Below are 22,735 nucleotides of genomic sequence, written 5' to 3'. Positions count from 1 at the left end.
CCATTCCCCATTCCCGGCGGTACGCCCTAGAATCGGCCCATGCACACCCTCACCTTCCGCACCGCCACCGTCGACGATCTCGACGCCATCGCCGCCCTGGTCACCTCGGCCTATCGCGGCGACAGCAGCCGCGTCGGCTGGACCACCGAAGCCGACCTGCTCGACGGCAACCGCATCGACCGCGAGGTGCTGCGCGCCGACATCCTGCGTCCGCGCAGCCTGGTGTTGCTGGCAGAGCGCGATGGCGAATTGATCGCCTGCGCGCATGTCGCCGACGAGGACGGTGCCGGCTATTTCGGCATGTTCTCGGTGCAGCCGCAGGCGCAGGGCAGCGGCCTGGGCAAGACCGTGCTGGCCGAGGCCGAACGCATCGCCTGGCAGGAATGGCGGTTGCCGCTGATGCGGATGACCGTGATCGATCTGCGCGAGGAACTCATCGCCTTCTACGAGCGCCGCGGCTATCGCCGTACCGGCATCAAGAAGCCGTTTCCGTACGGCGATGCGCGCTTCGGCCTGCCCCGCCGCGACGACCTGCGTTTCGAGGTGCTGGAAAAGCCGCTGGGCGGTGCCGCATGAGCGAGACCTGGACCTTCGTCTGCGCCGACGGCGAACTGGCGCCCGGCGAAATGAAGACGGTGTGGGACGAAGTGACCGACACGCCGATCGTGGTGTTCAACTTCGATGGCCAGTTCTTTGCGCTGGAAGACCGCTGCAGCCACGAGGACTACGAGCTGTCCCCCGGCACCTTCGACCCTGCTGCCGGCAGCATCGAGTGCGTGCTGCACGGCGCCCGCTTCGACGTGCGCGACGGTCGCGCGCTGTGCGCGCCGGCCTACGGCCCGGTGCCGAAGTTTCCGGTGAAGTCCGAACACGGTGGGCTGTGGACCCGCGACGACCGCGGTTGAGGCCACGCGTTTTCGTCGCGAACCGGCGCTGACCGCCTTCGCCATCTCTGCAGCGCCGCTCACGGCGATCGCCACATCAAGCTCCCTTACCTGCAGCAAGCGCAACGCTTGCTGGCACGTTGTGCGTGCGCGCCGGCAAGGCGGCAACCGGGATGGAAAGGCCATCTCGATCGATCCGATTCAAGATCCCGATCCCTCGGCCGCTAAGGGGAGACGATGTAGACGAATATGCAACTTCGTCACGATTACGTGAAATATCCATTGCATTTCGTATCGGCTATTTACGCGACCACCCCTGGTACTCCCATCCCCCCTTGCTAGGACCAGAGCATGACCGCTCTTCTGCACCGCTTTAACGTCTCCAGACGCCTCTCCATCGCGTTCGGCCTGCTCATCCTGCTGTCCTGCGGGCTGGTGGTCGGCGGCCTGGTCACCCTGTCGCAGGCGCGCAGCCAGTTGGACACCGTCGCCCGCCGCACCGTGTCCAGCATCGTCTATAGCAACGAAATGCTCGATGCCAGCTCGGACATCGGCATCCAGTTGCGCAACATCGTGCTGCCGACCACGCAGGAAGAGAACATCGCCTTCGCCAAGATCATGGTGACGGAACTGCGCCGTTATCGCGAATACTGCACCAAGCTGTTCGCCATCCCCGCCACCAGCGCGCGCGAGCGCGCCTTGCGCGAGCAGATGAACCGGACCTACGCGCAGGCGAGCGAGGTCAACCAGCAAGTGCTGGAACTGGGCCTGACCTACAAGTCCGACGAGGCGATGAAGGTGCTGCTGCAGCAGGCCGCGCCGGCGACTCAACGTTGGCGCGAGGCGATCGGCGCCTACGCCGGATGGCAGCGCCACAACGGCGAACAGGCCTATGCCGACGCGACCGCGGTGATGGCGCGCGGCCGCTTCCTGCTGATCGCCGGCGGCCTGGCCGTGGTGTTGGTCAGCAGCCTGCTGGCCTGGCTGATCACCCGCAGCCTGACCGTGCCGCTGGCCCGCGCCACCCGCGCCGCCGAAGCCATCGCCGAGGGCCGCCTGGACAACGACGTGGCCACCGACGCGCGCGACGAGCCCGGCCGCCTTTTGGTCGCGATGGGCCGCATGCAGACCCAGTTGCAGCGCTTCTCCCGCGAAACCGCCTTGATGATTGAGCTGCATGCCGACAAGGACATCAGCCACCGCATGCCGCAGGACTTCCCCGGCGTGTACGGCGAACTGAGCAAGGGCATCAACACCATGATGTTCGAGCACCTGGACGCCATCGTCGAGGCGGTCGAGATCCTCAACGAATACGCCAACGGCGATCTGCGCCGCGATGCGCGCCGCCTGCCCGGCAGCCGTGCGGTGCTGCACGAGTCGATGGATGCGGCCAAGGCCAGCCTGCTGGCGATCAATACCGAGATCAAGCGCCTGGCCGCCGCAGCGGCGGCCGGCGACTTCAGCGCCCGCGGCGATGCCGCGCGCTTCCAGCACGACTTCCGCCTGATGGTGCAGGACCTCAACGCGATGATGGAGGTCAGCGACGTCAATCTGGGCAAGCTGTCGGCGTTGCTGCAGTCCATCGCTGCCGGCGACCTCACCACCCGCATGCATGGCGACTTCCACGGCGTGTTCGCACGGATGCGCGAGGACGCCAACGCCACCACCGACCAGTTGACCGGCATCGTCGCGCGCATCCAGACCGCGGCCAGCAGCATCAGCGCCGCCGCCGGCGAGATCGCCAGCGGCAACGACGACCTGTCGCGCCGCACCGAGCAGCAGGCCGCCAGCCTGGAGGAAACCGCGGCCTCGATGGAAGAGTTGACCTCGACCGTGCGCCAGAACGCCGAACACGCCCGCCAGGCCAACCAGTTGGCGGTCGGTGCCGCCTCGGTGGCCTCGCAGGGCGGCATGGTGGTGGGCCAGGTGGTCGAAACCATGAGCGGCATCGAGGCCTCGTCGAAGAAGATCGCCGACATCATCTCGGTGATCGACGGCATCGCCTTCCAGACCAACATCCTGGCACTCAACGCCGCGGTCGAAGCCGCCCGCGCCGGCGACCAGGGCCGCGGCTTCGCGGTCGTCGCCACCGAAGTCAGGACCCTGGCGCAGCGCTCGGCCAACGCCGCCAAGGAGATCAAGACGCTGATCGACGAGTCGGTCGGCCGCGTTGCCGAGGGATCTGCCCTGGTCGACCAGGCCGGCAAGACCATGCAGGAGATCGTGGGCTCGGTGCAGCGGGTGACCGACATCATGGGCGAGATCTCGGCGGCGTCGCAGGAACAGTCGGCGGGCATCGAGCAGGTCAACCAGACCGTCACCCAGATGGACGAGGCCACCCAGCAGAACGCGGCGCTGGTGGAGGAAGCCACGGCGGCGGCGCGCTCGATGGAAGACCAGGCCGGCCAACTCACCCAGGCGGTGGCGCTGTTCAAGATCGACACCCGCAGTACCGCGATGCGCAGCGCAACAGCGCCACGCACGCGTGCGGCCGAGATGCTCGACCCCGCGGCCTGAGTCACCTCGGCACGGCGGGTGATGCGCCTTCCCGGCGCGTCACCCGCCGCGCGCTGGCGCCCACACCTGGCGGCGCCGGAGCCGGCTGCGGCACACTGTGCGCCTCCCCCTCGCGAGCGCGCCCATGAAGATCGTCGAAGTCCGTCACCCGCTGGTACAGCACAAGATCGGCCTGTTGCGCGACGCGGCGCTGAGCACCAAGGGCTTCCGCGAACTGGTCACCGAGCTGGGCACCCTGCTCGGCTACGAGGCCACCGCCGACCTGGAGACCGAGACCCACACCATGGAGGGTTGGGCCGGCCCGACCCAGGTGCAGCGCATCGCCGGCGCCAAGATCACCCTGGTGCCGATCCTGCGCGCGGGACTGGGCATGCTGCCGGGCGTGCTGGCGCTGATTCCCGCCGCGCGGGTCAGCGTGGTCGGCTTGCAGCGCGACGAGGAGACGCTGCAGCCGGTGCCCTATTTCGAACGTCTCACCGGACGACTGGAGGAGCGCGACGCGCTGATCCTGGATCCGATGCTGGCCACCGGCGGCACCCTCATCGCCACCGTGGACATGCTCAAGCGCGCCGGCGCGCGGCGGATCAAGGGCATCTTCCTGGTCGCCGCGCCGGAAGGCCTGCAGGCCCTGGAAGCGGCGCACCCGGACGTGGAGGTGTACACCGCCGCCATCGACGACCATCTCAACGAGAAGGGCTACATCCTGCCAGGTCTGGGCGACGCCGGCGACCGCATCTTCGGCACCCGTCTGGGCTAGGGCGTGTCATCAATCCCCGAGCATGCCGCGCCGCGGTTGCGCATGCCTGTGGCAAGGAAGAACGAGGAAGTGGATGTGCGTCCACGCCCGAGCGATAACGCGGCCATGGGCGCGCGCAATCGCGGCCCTTCGGGTTGGGCTTGGCAGGCGCGCTGCCGGCGCCGCGCGGCTTGACCTGACGGCCAGTCAGGCGCAGCGCCACGCAACGCCGGCAGCGCGCCTGCCAGACCCAACGCGGCATACTCGGGAATCGGTGACACGCCCTAAGCGGCGCCATCCGCGCCGTCCGGCATCAGCGCTGCAGCACCTGCAACGCGGCGCTCACGTACACCAGCGGCGCATTCCAGTTGATCGCCACTTCGTTGGTGGCGTAGCTGCATTCCTTGTCCAGGTACGACAGCGCCGGCAGCGACGACGTGTAGGCGTGCTTGCACGCGTCGGCGTCCTGCTGCCCCGGCTGCGGACCGCCCACCAGCCATCCCGGCACCGGCGTGGCGACGCCGTCGGCGATGGAGATGCGATGGTGGATGTGCATCGGCGAGCGCGCGCCGATGCCGGTGACGAAGGACATGCCCAGCGGGTTGCGGCCGAGCACGTAGTCCAGCTGCGACTGCGCGGCCTGCAGGTATTCGGGCTTGTGCTGCAACTGGTAGGCCTGCAGCAGCATCATCGCCTGGTTCATCGCGGTGGCGTTGCTGCCCCAGTGGAAATCGGCGTCGCGCATGGTCACGCGCCAGGCCGAGCCCTGCCACACCTGCACCAGGTGATCGGCCAGGCCCTCGATCTCGTCGGCGATGCGCGCCTGGTCGGCACGCGGGGTCAGCCGCGCGCGGTGCTGCGCCAGCGACATCCACGCCAGCCCGCCGACCTGGCGCCAGTCGGGCACGCTGGCCGGCACCTTGCGCGCCATCGCCGCCTCGTAGAAGGCGTCGTCGGCGGTGGCCAGATACAACTCGGTCGCGGCCCAGGCGAACTCGTCGTCGAACTCGGTGTCGTCGTAGGCGCCGGTGTGCACGTCGTCCGGCTGCCGGTAGGCCACGTCCGGATGCGCCTGCGCCCAGGCCCACGCGCGCCGCGACGCCTCCAGCATGCGCTTGGAGATGCCGCCGAACTGCGCGTCGTACGGCGCGTAGATGCGGCTGGCCTGGGCCATCACCGCGGCGAAGTCGAGCGTGGCCGCGGTGCTCTTCTGCACCACGTAGCGCGGCGCGCGCGCCTGGTCCGGCATCTGCATGCCGGCGAAGTCCAGGTTGGTGAGCTTGTGGTACACGCCGCCGTCGTGCGGATCCTGCATCGCCAGCAGCCACTGCAGGTTCCAGTCGACCTCGCGCAGGATGTCCGGCACGTCGCCGCCGCTGTCGGGAATGCCTTCCGGGTGCGCGCTGAAGTAGGCGGGGAACTGTTCGTAGGCGGCCAGCAGGGTATAGACGGTGATGCCGGAGCTGACCACGTACTTGTTGTAGTCGCCGGCGTCGTACCAACCCTTGGGCGCGGCGATCACGGTACCGGCCGGGCGCTCCGGCGAGGCCGCCGAGGCATGCACCAGCACGTGGTCGTCGGGATGGCCGGCAGCGCGCGCGTGGCGGCCGGCGTAAGTGCCGTCCAGCGCGGTGCTGGCGCGGTTGTAGTAATAGGCCTTGAGCGCGGCGCGCGATAGCGCGTTGTAGGCGTCTTCGCCGATGGCGAAGCTGTCCGAGGGCGGCAGGCCGTCGACCTGCAGGCGGTAGCGCCCCGGCGTGCGCAACGCGGAGAAATCGGCGATGCGCACGGTCTGCTGCGCCGGCGGCCATGCCGCGGCGGCGCCGAGGGTGCCGCGCAGCACCACCTCGTCTCTGTCGGCGCGCACAATTGAGAACGCGTCGCCATGCCCATCCGGCACCACCGCCAGCTTGCTCGCGGCAGGCAGGAAACCGACCTGGTTCAGGCGGATCGGCGACGGCACGGTGGTGTCGGCATGCGAGGTGCAGCCGCCCAGCAACAGGCAGGCGAGGAACAGGCAGGACAGGGCATGGGGCAGCTTCATGCGCCGATACTGGCCGGCCATGATGACGGCTGCAAGCGCCACGTTGCGGACGCGCTGGCAGCGGTTCAAGACGCGGCGTTGGACGGCCGCATGCTGCGTTTCTGACAGCGCCGTCAGTGAGGCGTCAGCGTGGGGTCGCCATGCGGCGCCTACGGTGACGGCCTGTCCCCGCTGCCGGCGCCGCCCCGTGACCGCCCTGCCCCCACCGCCCGTTTCCCGCCGCCTGGTGCCGCTCGTGCCGCTGCTGAGTGTGCTGCTGCTCGGCGGCTGCATGGTCGGCCCGGACTACGTGCGCCCGGCGCCGCCGGTCGCCGCGCAGCAGCCGTTCGAAGAGGCCGACGGCCGCTGGACGCCCGCCGCACCGGCCGCCGCCGACCCGGCGGTGGCGTGGTGGACCCGCTATGGCGATCCGCAGCTGGATGTCCTGGTCGAACAGGCCGACAGCGCCAACCAGACCCTGCGCCAGGCCGAGGCGCGCTATCGGCAGGCGCAGGCGCTGGTCGGCAGCGCGCGGGCGGCCGAGGCGCCGTCGCTGGGCGTGCAGGCCGCGGCCACGCGCGAGCGCAGCGTCACCCCCAAGCCGGGGCTGCGCGACGCCGATACGCTGGGGCTCAGCGCCAGTTGGGAGCCAGACTTCTGGGGCAAGGTCCGACGCAGCGTCGAACAGGCAGGCGACAACGCCCAGGCCAGCGCCGCCGACCTGGCGCAGGCGCGGCTGTCGCTGCAGGCCGCGGTGGTCGCCGATTACCTGCAGCTGCGCTTCGACGACCAGACCCTGGCGCTGTACCAGCGCACCCTGGACGGCTATCGCGACGCGCTGCGGCTGACCCAGGCCCGTGTGCGCGCCGGCGTTGCCAGCGACGCCGATGTGGCCGCGGCCGAGGCCACCCTGCACAGCACCGAAGCCGCATCGACTGATCTGGCGCTTTCGCGCCGGCAACTGGACCACGCGCTGGCGGTGCTGCTCGGCCACACCCCCGCCGAATTCTCGCTGGCGGCCAGCGACGCACCGTTGCCGGCGCTGCCGCCAACCCCGCAAGCGCTGCCCTCGGTACTGCTGCAGCGGCGCCCGGACATCGCCGGCGCCGAACGGCGCATGGCCGCGGCCAACGCCGGCATCGGCATGGCCGTGGCGGCCTGGTTCCCGACCCTGTCGCTGAGCGCCAGCGGTGGCTACGACGGTGCCGGGCTGGCCTCGCTGCTGAGCGTGCCGAACCGGGTCTGGGCGGTGGGCGCAGCGCTGGCCGGCACGCTGTTCGACGGCGGCGCCCGCCACGCGCAGCGCGCGCAGGCGCAAGCCGTGTTCGATGCCGCGGCCGCCAGCTACCGGCAGACCGTGTTGAGCGCGTTCCAGGGCGTGGAGGACCAGCTCGCCGCCACGCGCGAACTGGCGCGCGAACAGCAGCAACAGCGCAGCGCCGCCGACGCCGCGCAACAGGCCGAACGCGTGCTGATGGACCAGTATCGCGCCGGCACCGCGCTGTACAGCGCCGTCATCACCGCGCAGGCCAACGCGCTGGACGCGCAACGCAGCTTGCTGCAGGTGCAAGCGCGCCAGTTCGGCGCCCAGGTCGCGCTGCTGGTCGCGCTGGGTGGCGACTGGGACAGCGCCCGTCTCCCCGCCGTGCGCGGCGCCTCGCCGGGCGCCACGCCGGCTCCTGTCCTCCAGGAGTAACCCATGTCCACCGCCGCGCCCACCCGCCCCGCCGATCCGCCACCGCGCCATGCCATGCCACGGCGGCGCTGGCCATTCGTCGCCGCCGCAGTGCTGGTCGCACTGCTGCTGGCGGTATGGTTGCGACCGCGCCACGCACCGACCAAGGCCACGCCGCCGGTGCCGGTGACCAGCGCGCCGGTGCTGCGCAAGGACGTGCCGATCCGCCAGACCGGGATCGGCACGGTACTGCCGATCGCCTCGGTGACCGTGCACTCGCGCATTGATGGGCAACTGATCGCCGTGGGCTTCAGCGAAGGCCAGGACGTCAAGGCCGGGCAGGTGCTGGCGCGGCTGGATCCGCGCACCGACCAGGCGCAACTGGCCGCGGCCACCGCGCAGTTGGCGAAGGACAAGGCACAGCTGGGCAATGCGCAGGCCGACCTGCAGCGCTACACGCAACTGCTGCAGGACAACGCCACCACCCGCCAGACCCTGGACACGCAGAAGGCCCTGGTCACGCAACTGCGCGCCACCCTGCAGAGCGATGCGGCGGCGATCGACAACGCGCGGGTGCAACTGGACTTCACCACCATCCGCGCGCCGATCGACGGCCGCGCCGGCGCGCGCCTGGTGGATCCGGGCAACATCGTCCACGCCAGCGATGCCGGCGGCCTGGTGGTGCTGAACCAGATCGACCCGATCGTCGTGCAGTTCACCCTGCCGGAAAGCACGTTCCAGCAGATCAACCGCGCCCTGCAGGCCGCACCGGCCAGCGTGGGCGTGGACGCGGTCGACCACGGCAGCGGACAGGTGCTGGCGCACGGCACGCTGGCCCTGCTCAACAACCAGATCGACACCAGCACTGGCACCATCGCGATGAAGGCGCACTTCCCCAATTCCGGGCACACGCTGTGGCCGGGGCAGACGGTGGACGCGCGCATCACCCTGGGCATGCGCAGCGGCGCGCTGGTGGTGCCGAGCGCGGCCGTGCAGCGCAGCCAGGACGGCGAGTTCGTGTACGTGGTCGGCAGCGACGGCAGCGTGCGCGACCAGCCGGTGCAGGTGCTGGACGAGGCCGATGGCGAGACCGTGATCGGCCAGGGCGTGCAGGCCGGCCAGCGCGTGGTGGTGGATGGGCAGTACCGGCTGCATCCGGGGGCGAAGGTGGTGGAGGCCAAGCCGGCCGGGCACGCCAAACCGGCCGCGGCGGGAGCGCACGCGTGAGCGTCTCGGCCGCCTTCATCAAACGCCCGATCGGCACCTCGCTGCTGGCCATGGCGCTGCTGTTGCTGGGCCTGGTGGCCTGGCCGCTGCTGCCGGTGGCGCCGTTGCCGCAGGTCGATTTCCCCACCATCCAGGTCTCGGCGAGCCTGCCCGGCGCCAGCCCGCAGACCATGGCCTCGAACGTGGCGCAGCCACTGGAGCGGCAGCTGTCGCTGATCCCGGGCCTGAGCCAGATGACCTCGACCAGCGCGCTCGGCTCGACCCAGGTGACGCTGCAGTTCGACCTGGACCGCAACATCGACGCTGCCGCGCTCGATGTGCAGACCGCGATCAACGCCGCGTCCGGGCAGTTGCCGAGCGGGCTGCCGAGCGCACCGAGCTTCCGCAAGATCAACCCGGCCGAATCGGCGTCGCTGATCCTGGCGGTGCAGTCGCGGGTGTTGCCGCTGACCCAGGTCAACGACTACGCCGACAACGTGCTCGCGCAGCAGATCTCGCGCATCTCCGGGGTCGGCCTGGTCAACCTGTACGGTGCGCAGAAGCCGGCGGTGCGCGTGCAGGTGGATCCGGCCAAGCTGGCGGCGCTTGGCCTGAGCCTGGAGGACATCCGCTCGGTGATCGCCACCACCACGGTGAACGCGGCCACCGGCTCGATCGATGGCGCGCGCCAGGCCTTCACTGTCTCCACCAACGATCAGCTGCTGCAGAGCCAGGCCTGGAACGACGCGGTGCTGGCCTGGCGCAACGGCGCGCCGATCCGCGTGCGCGACGTCGGCGCCGCGGTGGACGGGCCGGAGAACGCCAAGATCGCCGCCTGGGGCTTCGCCGGCGCCGCCGCGCCGGCCGACAGCGGCATCGTCGACGGTCGCGCGATCATGATCGCCATCACCAAGCAGCCCGGCGCCAACGTCATCGACACGGTGGAACAGGTCAAGGCCGCGCTGCCCAGGCTGATGGCGTCGATCCCGCCCAGCGTCAGCGTCAAGATCCTCGCCGACCGCACGCAGAACATCCGCGCCTCGGTCAGGGACGTGGAGTTCACCCTGCTGCTGTCGATCGTGCTGGTGGTGGCGGTGATCTTCGTGTTCCTGCGCAGCGCGGTGGTCACCCTGATCCCGAGCCTGACCGTGCCGCTGGCGATCCTCGGCACCGCCGCGCTGATGTACGTGCTCGGCTATAGCCTGGACAACCTGTCGCTGATGGGCCTGACCATCGCCGTCGGCTTCGTGGTGGACGATGCCATCGTGATGCTGGAGAACATCTACCGACACATCGAGGACGGCATGGCGCCGCTGCAGGCGGCACTGCAGGGCGCGGCCGAGATCGGCTTCACCCTGGTCTCGATCTCGGTGTCGCTGGTGGCGGTGTTCATCCCGCTGCTGCTGATGGGCGGCATCGTCGGCCGCCTGTTCCGCGAGTTCGCGGTGACTGTGAGCCTGACCATCCTGGTGTCGCTGCTGGTGTCGCTGACCCTGACCCCGATGCTGTGCGCGCGCCTGCTCAAGCCACACGCCGAGCAGGTGCAGGGGCGCCTGGCGCGCGCGTTCGAGCGCGGCTTCGACGCGCTGCTGGCGGCCTACCGGCGCGGCCTGGAGACGGTGCTGCGGCATCCGCGGCTGACCCTGGCCAGCTTCCTGCTGACCGTGGCCACCAGCGTGGCGCTGTTCGTGGTGATGCCCAAGGGCTTCTTCCCGCAGCAGGACACCGGCTTCATCTCCGGCACCGCCGATTCGGCGCAGGATTCGTCCTCGGCGGCGATGCGCACGCGCATGCTGCAACTGGCCGACATCATCCGCCGCGATCCGGACGTGCTGTCCTTCGGTATGCAGACCGGCGCCAGCACCTTCAACTCCGGCACCTTCTCGATCGCGCTCAAGCCCAAGGACGCAGGCCGCACCGCCAGCGCCGACCAGGTGATCGCGCGGCTGCGCAAGCGCCTGGCGCACGTGCAGGGCGTCACCCTGTTCATGCAGGCCGGGCAGGACATCAACGTCGGCGGCCGCCTGGCCCGCACCCAGTACCAGTACACCCTGACCGACGCCAACCTGGACGAGCTCAACACCTGGGCGCCGAAGCTGCTGAAGGCGTTCCGGGCGCTGCCGCAACTGACCGACGTGGCCTCCGACCAGCAGAACGCCGCGCCGATCGCCAGCCTGACCATCGACCGCCAACGCGCGGCCAGCTTCGGCATCACCCCGCAGCAGATCGACGCGACCATCAACGACGCCATCGGCCAGCGCCAGGTCGCGCAGTACTTCACCCAGCTCAACAGCTACCACGTGGTGCTGGAAGTGACGCCGGCGCTGCAGGGCGATCCGTCGCTGTTCCAGCGGCTGTACCTGACCTCGCCGCTGACCGGCAAGCAGGTGCCGCTGTCCACCTTCGCCACGCTCGACACCAGCAAGACCGGCTACCTGTCGGTGAGCCACCAGGGCCAGTTCCCGGCGGTGACCATCTCCTTCAACCTGGCGCCGGGCGCAGCACTGGGCGATGCGGTGGACGCGATCCAAAAGGCGCAGGCGCAACTGCGGGTGCCGGCCACGCTCAGCGGCAGCTTCCAGGGCACGGCGCAGGCGTTCAGCGCCTCGCTGCGCACCCAGCCGTACCTGATCCTGGCGGCGCTGATCGCGGTCTATATCGTGCTCGGCCTGCTCTACGAGAGCTACATCCACCCGCTGACCATCCTCTCCACCCTGCCCTCGGCCGGCGTCGGCGCGCTGCTGATCCTGATGGCCGGCGGCTACGACTTGAGCGTGATCGCGATGATCGGCATCATCCTGCTGATCGGCATCGTCAAGAAGAACGGGATCATGATGGTGGACTTCGCCCTGCATGCCGAACGCGAACGCGGGCTGTCCTCGCGCGATGCGATCTTCGAGGCCTGCCTGATGCGCTTCCGGCCGATCATGATGACCACCCTGTGTGCGCTGCTCGGCGGCCTGCCGCTGATGCTCGGCCACGGCGCCGGCTCGGAACTGCGCCGACCGCTGGGCTATGCGATGGTCGGCGGACTGCTGCTGTCGCAACTGCTGACCCTGTTCAGTACGCCGATCGTGTACCTGTACCTGGACCGCCTGCACGGCTGGTACATGCAGCGGCGCCATGCACGTCGCGCACGCACTGCCGCGCCGGAGGCGCTGCAGCCATGAAGGTGCTGATCGTCGAGGACGAGCGCAAGACCGCCGACTACCTGCAGCAGGGACTGAGCGAACAGGGCTGCACGGTCGACGTGGCCTACGACGGCATCGACGGCCAGCACCTGGCCCTGCACTACGACTTCGACGTGATCGTGCTCGACGCGATGCTGCCGGGCCTGGACGGCTTCGCCATCCTGCGCTCGCTGCGTTCGGTGAAGAGCACGCCGGTGATCATGCTCACCGCGCGCGACAGCGTCGAGGACCGGGTCAAGGGCCTGCGCGAGGGCGCCGACGACTACCTGATCAAGCCGTTCTCCTTCATCGAACTGCTGGCGCGGCTGCAGGTGCTGGCGCGGCGCGGCCGTGCCCAGGAGAGCACGCTGCTGCGCGTGGGCGAGCTGCAGATCGACATGATCAGCCGCAAAGCCATGCGCGGGCGGCAGCGGCTGGACCTGACCGCCAAGGAATTCGCGCTGCTGGCGGTGCTGGCCCGGCACCAGGGCGAGATCCTGTCCAAAACCGCGATCGCCGAGATGGTCTGGGACATGAACTTCGACAGCAACACCAACGTGGTGGAAGTGGCGATCAAGCGCCTGCGCGCCAAGATCGACGTGCCGTTCGACGCCCCGCTGCTGCACACCGTGCGCGGCATGGGCTACGTGCTGGAAGAACGCGAGGACGCGGCCGGGTGAGCGCGCCGGCGCGGCCCTCGATCGCGCTGCGCCTGGCCGGCCTGTTCGCGGCCACCGCGCTGCTCGGCTTCGCCCTGATCGGGCTGGTGCTGCACCAGGTGCTGGAGCACGAACTGCGCCGCCACCAGCGCGAGGAACTGCGCTCGCGCATGGACGCGGTGCAGTACATGCTGATCAACAGCCGCTCGCCGGACCTGGCCGCACATGCGCGCACGCGCCTGGCCAGCGTCTCCAGCGCGCCGGACCTGCGCTTCTGGCTGTGGAGCGAGGACCCGGCGTTCCGCTACGGGCGCGGCGCCGAGGCGATGGCGGCGGCCACGCGCGGCCGCAGCGGCCTGGTGCGCATCGGCGATCCGCAGGCGCTGGGCATTGCCGACGCGCAGCCGCTATCGTGGCAGGCCATCGGCCAGGCGCTGCCGGCCACGCCGGTGCGCCCGCCGGTGCAGTTGATCGCGGCGATGGACAGCGCACCGTTCGCGCTGACCCGGCGCCGCTTCGACATCGCCCTGGCGCTGGTCACGCTGGCCGGCACCGCGCTGGTCGGCGCGCTGGGCTACTGGACCGCCAAGCTCGGCCTGCGCCCGGTGCAGCGGCTGTCGGCCGATGCCCAACGCATCGGCCCGCACGACCGGCGGCGCCTGGACCTGCCGCGGCTGCCGCGCGAACTGGAAGACCTGGGCGCCTCGTTGAACGCGGCCTTCGACCGGCTCGATGCCGCCTACGCGCAGCAGGAAAGCTTCAATGCCGACGTCGCCCACGAACTGCGCACGCCGCTGGCCAGCCTGATCGGCCAGACCCAGGTGGCGCTGACCCGCCACCGCGACGCGCAGCAGTTGCGCCAGGTACTGCAGTCGAACCTGGAGGAACTGGAACGGCTGCGCGCGATCGTCGCCGACATGCTGTTCCTGGCCCGCGCCGAGCAGGGCCAGCGCGCGCGGCAATGCGAGGACGCGTCGCTGGCCGAGGAAGTCGGCAAGACCGTGGAATTCTTCGAGGTGCTGCTGGACGAGGCCGGCCTGCAGGTGGAGGTGCGCGGCGACGTGGTGGTGCCGGTCGAGAAGTCGCTGCTGCGTCGCGCGCTGTCCAACCTGCTGCATAACGCCATCCAGCACTCGGCCGGTCACGCGCCGATCGTGGTGGAGATCGTGCAGCGCGGCGGCGAGGCGCTGATCGCCTTCTCCAACCCCAGCGTGGCGCTGGCGCCGGAGCATCTGCAGCGCCTGTTCGATCGCTTCTACCGCGGCGACGCCGCCCGCGCCAACAGCCGCGAAAGCCACGGCCTGGGCCTGGCCATCGTCAAGGCGGTGGCGAGCATGCACGGCGGGCGCGTGTTCGCGCAGCACCGCGACGGCATCACCACGATCGGGTTTTCGGTGGCACTGGACGGCACGGCTACCGGCGTGCCGGCGCACGCCGCGCTGCGCTGGTAAACCGCAGCGCCGCGCTCAGGCGGCCAGTGCGCGGGCCTGCAGCGCCGGCACTTCGTGCGCAGTGACGAAACGGCCCTTGGCATCGCGCTGGAGCTGCGCCAGCGCGCAGTCCGGATCGTGGGTGAAGAACAGGCGCACGTCGCGCGCCAGCGCGTCTTCCAGGAACGCGCGCTTCTCGTCGATCAGCAGTTCGGCGTTGCGGTCGTAGCCCATGGTGATCGGCACGTGCACCCAGGAGCGGCCCGGGATCAGATCGGCGCAGAACGCCACCCCGCCGTGCGCCTGGCCGTCCTCGCCGTGGCCGGGGCCGACGATCTCGGCCAGCATCAGCCCCGGTGTGTGGCCGTCGCTGAAACGGAATCGCACCGCCTCGCCGAGCGCGCGCGAATATTCGCCGTCGACCAGCTCCAGCCGGCCGCTGGCCTCGAGCAGGCCGGGCAGTTCCGGGATGAAGCTGGCGCGGTCGCGCGGATGCGGGTGCAGCGCGCGTTGCCAGTGCGCCGCGCCGACCAGGAACTGCGCGTTGGGAAACAGCAGTTCCGGCGCAGCGCCCTCGCGGTAGGCGGCCAGCAGCCCGCCGGCATGATCGAAGTGCAGATGGCTCAGCACCACCACGTCGATGTCGGTATGGGCGAAGCCGGCGTCCTGCAGCGACTCCAGCAACACGTGCCGCGCCTCCTGCACGCCGTAGCGCTCGCGCAGCGCCGGCGGGAAGAACGCGCCGATCCCGGTCTCGAACAGCACGGTCTTGCCGGCCAGCGGGCTGGCCAGCAGCGCGCGGCAGGCCAGCGCGATGCGGTTGCCTTCGTCGGGCGCGGCCCACTGCTGCCACATCGCCTTGGGCGCGTTGCCGAACATCGCGCCGCCGTCGAGTTTCTGCGAGTTGCCTTGGATGGACCAGAGTTTCATGGGCGGGGATTCGGGATTCGGGATTGGGGATTCGCAAACGCGGGCGTCAGGGCGCCGGCGCGGTCTGCAGCACTTCGGCACTGCCGACTTCGTTGCGCGGGTCGCTGCCGCCGCTGAGCACGTTGCGGCGCTTGTCCCATTCCACGGTCTGCAGGTTACCCCAGACGTGGCTGGAGCCGTGGCCGTCCTCGGCCGTGTCGCCAGGCAGCTTGAGCGTGTGTCCCATGGCTTCCAGGCCCTTTGCGGTGGCCGCGTCGAAGGTGCCGGTCTCCGCCTCGATCACGTCCGGCAGCCACTGGTGGTGGTAGCGCGGCAGCGCGGCGACCTGCTGCGCCGTGAGGCCGTCGTCGTAGCCGAGGATGCCGAGCAGCACCATGGTGATGATGCGGCTGCCGCCCGGGGTGCCGAGCACGATGGCCTTGTCCGCGTTCTCCATGAAGGTCGGCGACATCGAGCTGAGCGGGCGCTTGCCCGGCTTGGGCGCGTTGGCCGCGTAGCCCATCACCCCGAAGGCGTTGGGCGTGCCCGGACGCAGCGCGAAATCGTCCATCTCGTTGTTGAGCAGCACGCCGGTGCCCTTGGGGATCAGCCCGGAGCCGTACAGCAGGTTGACCGTCTGGGTGGCGCCGACGCGGTTGCCTTCGCCGTCGATGATCGAGAAATGCGTGGTCTCGTCGTCTTCCAGCGGGGTCGGCTGGCCCGACAGCAGGTCGCTGGGCGTGGCCTTGTCCGGGTTGATCGTCGAGCGCAGGCCCACCGCATAGTCCTTGCTGAGCAGGATGCGCTGCGGCACGTGGGTGAAATCCGGATCGCCCAGGAAGAAGGTGCGGTCGCGGTAGGCGCGGCGCATCGCCTCCACGGTCAGGTGTACGCGGTGCACCGAGTCCATGGTCTTGAGGTCGTAGCCCTCCAGGATCTGCAGCATGCTGGCCAGGGCGATGCCGCCGGAGGACGGCGGCGGCGCGGTGGTGATGGTCCAGCCCTTGTAGTCGAAGCGGATCGGGGTGCGTTCCTTGACCGTGTAGCCGGCCAGTTCCTCCGCGGTCCAGCGCCCGCCGGCCTGCTTCACGCCGGCCAGCAGCTTCTTGGCGGTGGCGCCGCGGTAGAAACCGTCGAAGCCCTTGTCGGCCAGCAGTTGCAGCGTGTTGGCCAGTTCCGGCTGCTTGAACACGTCGCCCACCGCGATCGGCCGGCCGTTGCGCAGGTAGACCTCGCGGGTGCCGGGATAGCGCTCCATCACCTTGCGCCGCGAATGGTAGCCCTCGGCCATGCGCGCGTAGACCGGGAAGCCATCGCGGGCGATGCGGATCGCCGGCGCCAGCGACTGCCGCAGCGGCAGCCGGCCGTGCTTGGTCGCCAGTTCCACCAGCGCCGCCGGCAGCCCCGGAATGCCGGCCGACCACGGGCCGTTGATCGAGCGATCGCGGTCCAGCTCGCCCTTGGCGTCCAGGAACGCGGCCGGCGTCGCCGACTCCGGCGCGGTCTCGCGCGCGTCCAACATCACGTCCTTGCCGGTTTTGGCGTCGTGCAGCAGGAAGAAGCCGCCACCGCCGAGGCCGGAACTGATCGGTTCGACCACCGACAGCGTCGAGGACACCGCCACCGCGGCGTCGAAGGCATTGCCGCCCTCGCGCAGGATCTGCAGGCCGGCCTCGGTGGCCAGGCGATGGCCGCTGGCGATCGCGGCGCCGGGCGGGTGCGCGGCCGGGGCGGTGGCGGTCGCTTCGGCGACCGGCGCCTCGGCCCACGCCGACGGCGTCAGGACCAGGGCGAGCAGCAGGACACGGCGGACGAGGCTTCTCATGCGGCGGGGGGCTCCTGTGGGTACAACTCGGGGTGGTCGCGCTGCAGGCGCTGCAGCTTGGCCAGCAACTGGGCGTGGGTCTCCGGGATGGCCGGGTCGGGGTCGATGCACTCCACCGGGCACACCACCACGCACTGCGGCTCGTCGAAATGGCCGACGCATTCGGTACAGCGGGCGGGGTCGATCACGTAGATCGTCTCGCCCATGGCGATGGCCTGATTCGGGCAGGCCGGCTCGCAGACGTCGCAGTTGACGCAGAGCTCGTTGATCTTGAGGGACATGTGGCGCACTTCGGCACTGACCCGGGCAGTTTACCGGATCGGGGCGGGACGGCCCTGCGAAGGCGGCGCCGGGGCGCGGAACGCTGTAATGCAGCGCAAGGCGGCTTGGGCAACTGCCGCGATGTGGCACGGCACGCAGCAGAACTGCGCAGCGCAACCGCCCGTTGCGGGCGGCGCGGGATGGCGGGACCGGCGCGCATCGGCGCGCCGGTCCGCACGGGGCTTACTTGGCTTCGACGAAGATGTAGTCGGCGCCGGTCGGCTTGACCACGGCTTCGACGCGGGCGTTGTCGGCCGGGGCGCCGATGTAGACCACGCGCACGCCCTTCATGCTGTTGGCCTCGACCTTGGCGAACGCGGCGGCGATCAGGTCGGCCATCTTGGCCGAGGCCGAGGAACCGAACGCCAGCATGTTGCCCGGCTGGATGCCGCGGCCGATGGCAGTGGTGGCGCTTTCGACCTGGCGCTCGTACTTGGCCTGGAACTCCGGATCCGATTCCGGCGGCAGGTAGTACAGGAACGGGCTGTTGGTGACGTTGCCCATGTTCTGGATCGCCACTTCCTGCAGGTACTTCTTCCAGCCGGCGTCGTCGTCCTTGGCCGGGGCGGTCAGCGCGGGCTGCGCGTCGGCGGCCGGCTTGGCGGCCTCTTCCTTCTTGCAGGCGGTGAAGCCCAGGGCCAGCGAAGCGATCAGCAACGCGCGTGCGGTGGTGTTCATGGAACGGCTCCCTCTGTGTCGTCAGTGAATGGTGGACGGCTCAGCGCTGCGCGGCGGCCTGGCGGGCCTGGACCAGCGCCTGCACCACCGACGGCGGCACGAAGCCGGAGACGTCCCCGCCCAGGCGCGCGATCTCGCGCACCAACGAGGACGAAATGAAGCTGTGTTGCTCGGCCGGGGTGAGGAACAGCGTCTCCACCTCCGGGATCAGATGCCGGTTCATGCTCGCCATCTGGAACTCGTATTCGAAATCCGACACCGCGCGCAGGCCGCGCAGCAGCACGCCGCCGCCGACCGAACGTACGAAATGCGCCAGCAGGGTGTCGAAGCCCAGCACTTCCACGTTGCGGTGCCCGGCCAGCGCCTCGCGGGCCAGCGACACGCGCAGGTCCAGCGGCAGGGTCGGCCCCTTGGACGGGCTCTGCGCCACGCCCACGATCACCTGCTCGAACAGCGGTGCGGCACGGTTGACCAGATCGATATGGCCGTTGGTGATCGGATCGAAGGTGCCGGGGTAGACGGCGATGCGGCTATGGGCCACGGTCATGCGTCGGGTACCGCGTGAAGGTCGCCGGGAAGTGTAGCAGCGGTGCGCCGGTACAGGGCAGCACGCACCTCGCGGCTGCCGCCCTCGCGGTACAGCACCCAGGGCGCGGGCGCCGGTCCCTGCCCGGCCGGCGATTCCAGGTACAGCCAGGCGTCGGCCGCCAGCCGCGCCGGCAGGCGTTGCAGCACGGCGTCCCACAGCCCGGCGGCGAACGGCGGGTCGACGAAGGCGATGTCGGCCGCGGCAGCGGCCGGCGCCTCGGCCAGCCAGCGCAGCGCATCGCCCTGCACCACCTGCACCTGATCCTGCGCCTGCAGCCGGGCGACCGTGGCGCGCAGCTGCGCGACCTGGCCCGGATCGCGCTCGACCAGCACCGCCGCGGCCGCGCCGCGCGACACTGCCTCCAGTCCCAGTGCACCGCTGCCGGCGAACAGGTCCAGCACGCGCGCCCCGGGCAGCACCGGCTGCAACCAGTTGAACAGGGTCTCGCGGACCCGATCGGAGGTCGGGCGCAGCCCGGCCAGGTCCGGCACCGGCAGCCGCGTATTGCGCCAGCGCCCGCCGATGATCCGCACCTGGCCGCCGCCGGGACGGCTCATCGGCGGCCTCGCAGGGGCCGGGACAGGCGGGACGGGGAACGCAGGAACGGCATGGGCGGTGGGCGCGGAAACGGGGTCCGGATCATAGACCAGCGCGGTGTCGCGCGTATGCGCGGCGCGGCGCTTGAAGCCGGCCGCGGCCGCCACCATGTCGGCCGGCAGAGCCGTGCCCTCCTCCGCGCGGCCGCCCATCCTTCATGGAGCACCTACCGATGAGCGTGGAAACCCAAAAAGAAACCCTGGGCTTTCAGACCGAGGTCAAGCAGCTGCTGCAGCTGATGATCCATTCGCTGTATTCCAACAAGGAGATCTTCCTGCGCGAGCTGATCTCCAACGCCTCCGACGCCGCCGACAAGCTGCGCTTCGAGGCCCTGGTCAAGCCGGAGCTGCTGGACGGCGATGCGCAACTGCGCATCCGCATCGGCTTCGACAAGGAGGCCGGCACCGTCACCATCGACGACAACGGCATCGGCATGAGCCGCGAGGAGATCGTGGCGCACCTGGGCACCATCGCCAAGTCCGGCACCTCCGAGTTCCTCAAGCACCTGTCCGGCGACCAGAAGAAGGACTCGCACCTGATCGGCCAGTTCGGCGTGGGCTTCTACAGCGCCTTCATCGTCGCCGACCAGGTCGACGTGTACAGCCGCCGCGCCGGCCTGCCGGCCAGCGAAGGCGTGCACTGGTCCTCGCGCGGCGAAGGCGAGTTCGAGGTCGCCACCATCGAGAAGGCCGAACGTGGCACCCGCATCGTGCTGCACCTGAAGGCCGACGAGAAGGACTTCGCCGACGGCTGGAAGCTGCGCGGCATCGTGCGCAAGTATTCCGACCACATCGCGCTGCCGATCGAGTTTCACAAGGAACACTACGGCGAGGACAAGGACAAGCCCGAGACCCCGGAATGGGAAACCGTCAACCGCGCCAGCGCGCTGTGGACGCGCCCGCGCACCGAGATCAAGGACGAGGAATACCAGGAGCTGTACAAGCACATCGCCCACGACCACGAGAACCCGGTGGCGTGGAGCCACAACAAGGTCGAGGGCAAGCTGGAGTACACCTCGCTGCTGTACGTGCCCGGCCGCGCGCCGTTCGACCTGTACCAGCGCGACGCCTCGCGCGGGCTCAAGCTGTACGTGCAGCGCGTCTTCATCATGGACCAGGCAGAGCAGTTCCTGCCGCTGTACCTGCGCTTCATCAAGGGCATCGTCGATTCCAGCGACCTGCCGCTGAACGTCTCGCGCGAGATCCTGCAGTCCGGCCCGGTGATCGACTCGATGAAGTCGGCGCTGACCAAGCGCGCCCTGGACATGCTGGAGAAGCTGGCCAAGGACGACACCGAGCGCTACCAGGGCGTGTGGAAGAACTTCGGCCAGGTGCTGAAGGAAGGCCCGGCCGAGGACTTCGGCAACCGCGAGAAGATCGCCGGCCTGCTGCGCTTCGCCTCCACCCACGGCAGCGACGGCGCGCAGAACGTCTCGCTGGCCGACTACGTGGCGCGGATGCAGGAAGGCCAGGACAAGCTGTACTACCTGACCGGCGAGAGCTACGCGCAGATCAAGGACAGCCCGCACCTGGAAGTGTTCCGCAAGAAGGGCATCGAAGTGCTGCTGCTCACCGACCGCATCGACGAGTGGCTGATGAGCTACCTCACCGAGTTCGACGGCAAGTCCTTCGTCGACGTGGCACGCGGCGACCTGGACCTGGGCAAGCTCGACAGCGAAGAAGAAAAGCTGGCCAAGGAAGAGGCCGCCAAGGCCAAGCAGGGCCTGGTCGAGCGCATCCAGAACGCGCTCAAAGACGACGTCTCCGAAGTGCGCGTCTCGCACCGCCTGACCGACTCGCCCGCGATCCTGGCCATCGGTCAGGGCGACCTCGGCCTGCAGATGCGGCAGATCCTGGAAGCCAGCGGCCAGAAGCTGCCGGAGAGCAAGCCGGTGTTCGAGTTCAACCCGGCGCATCCGCTGATCGAGAAGCTGGACGCAGAAGCCGATGGCGAGCGCTTCGGCGACCTGGCCAAGGTGCTGTTCGACCAGGCGGCGCTGGCGGCTGGCGACAGCCTGAAGGATCCGGCGGGGTATGTGCGTCGGCTCAACAAGCTGTTGTTGGAGTTGTCGGTGTAGCCCAAGGCGCGTGATCGCGAAAAGAACGAAGCCGGCACATGCCGGCTTCGTTCTTTTGGACGAATCCTGAGTGATCGATCATTACAGTGCCTCGGAACGAGGTGACGCTATGCACGGCACCAGCCGAAGTAGATAGAACTTCGAGATTGCATGACGCTCCCAGGCTTCTCGCGAAGCGCCTTGCGGGCGAGAATCCAATGACACTTTCGGATCATTTTTCGATGAACCCCAGCGACGCCATCACCCTGTCCCTGGACCAGGCCACTACCCTGGTCGAACGCATCCTGACCCACGCCGGCTTCAGCCCCGCGCACGTGCAGGCCCTCACCCACACCATCGTCGCCGGCGAACGCGACGGCTGCGCCTCGCACGGGTTGTACCGGACGCTCGGCTGCGTGGCGACGCTGCGCAACGGCAAGGTGGTGGGCGATGCCGAGCCTGCCGTGCACGATCATGCGCCCGGCATCGTGCGGGTCGATGCACGCGGCGGGTTCTCGCTGCTGGCGTTCGAGCGTGGGCTGCCGCTGTTGATCGAGAAGACCCGTGCCAATGGCCTGGCGGCGCTGGCGATCAACCATTGCGTGCATTTCTCTGCGCTGTGGCCGGAAGTCGAACGCATCACCGAGGCCGGGCTGGTCGCGCTGATCTGCAATCCCAGCCACGCCTGGGTCACGCCGGCCGGCGGGCGCACGCCGCTGCTGGGCACCAACCCGCTGGCGTTCGGCTGGCCGCGCGCAGATGCGCCGCCGTTCGTGTTCGACTTCGCCACCAGCGCGGTGGCGCGCGGCGAGATCGAGCTGCGCCGCCGCGCCGGCCAGCCGATTCCCGAAGACTGGGGTGTGGACGCGGCGGGCGCGCCGACCACCGATCCGGCCGCAGTCGCCGACGGCGGTGCGATGCTGACCTTCGGCGGGCACAAGGGGTCGGCGCTATCCGCGATGATCGAACTGATCGCCGGGCCGCTGATCGGCGACCTCACCAGCGCCGAATCGCTGGCGCACGACGCCGGTGCCGGCGCGGCGCCCTACCACGGCGAACTGATTCTGGCGCTGGATCCGGCGCGCTTTCTCGGCGCCGATCGCGCCGGGCATCTGGCCCGCGCGGAAGCCTTCTTTGCCGCCTACGAGGCCACCGGCGCGCGCTTGCCCTCGCAACGCCGCTATCAGGCGCGGGAACGCAGCCGCAGCGAAGGCGTGCGGATTCCGCACGCCCTGCATCGGGATCTGCTGGCCCTGCTCGACTGAAGAAGACTATTGGTAACGCGCTTCAACGCGACTCAGCGGGACATGCCGTTGTCGCGTAGAAGCGGCGTCAGCCGCCACCGGCATTACTGGTGAGGCGTCGCGGCTGAAGTCGCTTCTACAATTGAGCCTCAGCGCATCGTGTGCTCGTGTCATGCGCGCGCCAGATGCGGGTGAGCAAGCGCCCCGCCCGCACGA

Annotated in this window: 18 protein-coding genes; 11 read left to right on the top strand and 7 right to left on the bottom strand. The window is 69.7% G+C overall.

The window, feature by feature from the left end:
• The first annotated feature begins 39 nt into the window (after positions 1-39).
• From SLW55_RS11710 to upp, 4 genes are all read left to right on the top strand, one after another.
• The gene (locus SLW55_RS11710; RefSeq protein ID WP_017913830.1) at positions 40-576 is read left to right on the top strand and encodes a GNAT family N-acetyltransferase; all 537 of its coding nucleotides are present in this window, start codon (positions 40-42) and stop codon (positions 574-576) included.
• The gene (locus SLW55_RS11705) at positions 573-905 is read left to right on the top strand and encodes a non-heme iron oxygenase ferredoxin subunit (RefSeq protein ID WP_320745170.1); all 333 of its coding nucleotides are present in this window, start codon (positions 573-575) and stop codon (positions 903-905) included. Before SLW55_RS11710 ends, SLW55_RS11705 begins: the two co-directional genes overlap by 4 nt.
• 330 nt (positions 906-1,235) lie before the next feature.
• Positions 1,236-3,401 carry a methyl-accepting chemotaxis protein gene (locus SLW55_RS11700; RefSeq protein WP_320745169.1) on the top strand — a complete coding sequence of 722 codons (2,166 nt, stop codon included), beginning with the start codon at positions 1,236-1,238 and terminating at the stop codon, positions 3,399-3,401.
• 124 nt (positions 3,402-3,525) lie between these two features.
• Complete coding sequence (gene upp, locus SLW55_RS11695) at positions 3,526-4,158, top strand: uracil phosphoribosyltransferase (protein WP_017910423.1); 633 nt, start codon at positions 3,526-3,528, stop codon at positions 4,156-4,158.
• Between the two features lie 292 nt (positions 4,159-4,450).
• Here upp and SLW55_RS11690 read toward each other — a convergent pair whose 3' ends face one another.
• Entirely contained in the window at positions 4,451-6,181 is a 1,731-nt protein-coding gene (locus SLW55_RS11690; protein ID WP_320745168.1) for a glycoside hydrolase family 9 protein, read from the bottom strand.
• A 187-nt stretch (positions 6,182-6,368) separates the two neighbouring features.
• On the opposite strand from SLW55_RS11690, the gene SLW55_RS11685 reads away from it, so the two are divergent.
• From SLW55_RS11685 to SLW55_RS11665, 5 genes are read left to right on the top strand one after another with little or no spacing between them, the layout of a single operon-like run.
• Positions 6,369-7,856 carry an efflux transporter outer membrane subunit gene (locus SLW55_RS11685; RefSeq protein WP_320745167.1) on the top strand — a complete coding sequence of 496 codons (1,488 nt, stop codon included), beginning with the start codon at positions 6,369-6,371 and terminating at the stop codon, positions 7,854-7,856.
• 3 nt (positions 7,857-7,859) lie between these two features.
• Positions 7,860-9,062 carry an efflux RND transporter periplasmic adaptor subunit gene (locus tag SLW55_RS11680; RefSeq protein WP_320745166.1) on the top strand — a complete coding sequence of 401 codons (1,203 nt, stop codon included), beginning with the start codon at positions 7,860-7,862 and terminating at the stop codon, positions 9,060-9,062.
• Positions 9,059-12,211: an efflux RND transporter permease subunit gene (locus tag SLW55_RS11675; protein ID WP_320745165.1), complete on the top strand. Its 3,153-nt coding sequence runs from the start codon at positions 9,059-9,061 to the stop codon at positions 12,209-12,211. Before SLW55_RS11680 ends, SLW55_RS11675 begins: the two co-directional genes overlap by 4 nt.
• Entirely contained in the window at positions 12,208-12,891 is a 684-nt protein-coding gene (locus SLW55_RS11670) for a heavy metal response regulator transcription factor (RefSeq protein ID WP_017917576.1), read from the top strand. Before SLW55_RS11675 ends, SLW55_RS11670 begins: the two co-directional genes overlap by 4 nt.
• Positions 12,888-14,321, top strand: coding sequence for a heavy metal sensor histidine kinase (locus SLW55_RS11665; protein WP_320745164.1), 1,434 nt, complete (start codon positions 12,888-12,890; stop codon positions 14,319-14,321). Before SLW55_RS11670 ends, SLW55_RS11665 begins: the two co-directional genes overlap by 4 nt.
• Positions 14,322-14,336: 15 nt before the next feature.
• Here the strand turns inward: SLW55_RS11665 and SLW55_RS11660 are convergent, their stop codons facing one another.
• The 6 genes from SLW55_RS11660 to rsmD form a co-directional block, all read right to left on the bottom strand.
• Positions 14,337-15,230 carry an MBL fold metallo-hydrolase gene (locus tag SLW55_RS11660; protein ID WP_320745163.1) on the bottom strand — a complete coding sequence of 298 codons (894 nt, stop codon included), beginning with the start codon at positions 15,228-15,230 and terminating at the stop codon, positions 14,337-14,339.
• A 46-nt stretch (positions 15,231-15,276) separates the two neighbouring features.
• Complete coding sequence (ggt, locus tag SLW55_RS11655) at positions 15,277-17,034, bottom strand: gamma-glutamyltransferase (protein WP_320745162.1); 1,758 nt, start codon at positions 17,032-17,034, stop codon at positions 15,277-15,279.
• Positions 17,031-17,315, bottom strand: coding sequence for a YfhL family 4Fe-4S dicluster ferredoxin (locus tag SLW55_RS11650; protein ID WP_017908325.1), 285 nt, complete (start codon positions 17,313-17,315; stop codon positions 17,031-17,033). The genes ggt and SLW55_RS11650 overlap by 4 nt, the downstream gene beginning before the upstream one ends.
• Before the next feature lie 223 nt (positions 17,316-17,538).
• A complete protein-coding gene (locus tag SLW55_RS11645) occupies positions 17,539-18,033 on the bottom strand; it encodes a hypothetical protein (protein ID WP_010342035.1) in 495 nt (164 codons plus the stop codon).
• Between the two features lie 40 nt (positions 18,034-18,073).
• Entirely contained in the window at positions 18,074-18,580 is a 507-nt protein-coding gene (coaD, locus tag SLW55_RS11640) for a pantetheine-phosphate adenylyltransferase (RefSeq protein ID WP_010342036.1), read from the bottom strand.
• Complete coding sequence (rsmD, locus tag SLW55_RS11635; RefSeq protein ID WP_320745161.1) at positions 18,577-19,179, bottom strand: 16S rRNA (guanine(966)-N(2))-methyltransferase RsmD; 603 nt, start codon at positions 19,177-19,179, stop codon at positions 18,577-18,579. The genes coaD and rsmD overlap by 4 nt, the downstream gene beginning before the upstream one ends.
• Positions 19,180-19,391: 212 nt before the next feature.
• On the opposite strand from rsmD, the gene htpG reads away from it, so the two are divergent.
• Both htpG and SLW55_RS11625 read left to right on the top strand, forming a co-directional pair.
• On the top strand, positions 19,392-21,296 hold the full coding sequence (gene htpG / locus SLW55_RS11630) for a molecular chaperone HtpG (RefSeq protein WP_320745160.1): 1,905 nt from the start codon (positions 19,392-19,394) through the stop codon (positions 21,294-21,296).
• Positions 21,297-21,517: 221 nt separating this feature from the next.
• Positions 21,518-22,540 carry an Ldh family oxidoreductase gene (locus SLW55_RS11625; RefSeq protein WP_320745159.1) on the top strand — a complete coding sequence of 341 codons (1,023 nt, stop codon included), beginning with the start codon at positions 21,518-21,520 and terminating at the stop codon, positions 22,538-22,540.
• Positions 22,541-22,735 lie beyond the last annotated feature (195 nt).

The sequence above is a fragment of the Xanthomonas sp. LF06-19 genome (assembly GCF_034105425.1).
Taxonomy (GTDB): Bacteria; Pseudomonadota; Gammaproteobacteria; order Xanthomonadales; family Xanthomonadaceae; genus Xanthomonas_A; species Xanthomonas_A sontii.
This window is presented reverse-complemented; position numbering and strand designations above follow the sequence as displayed.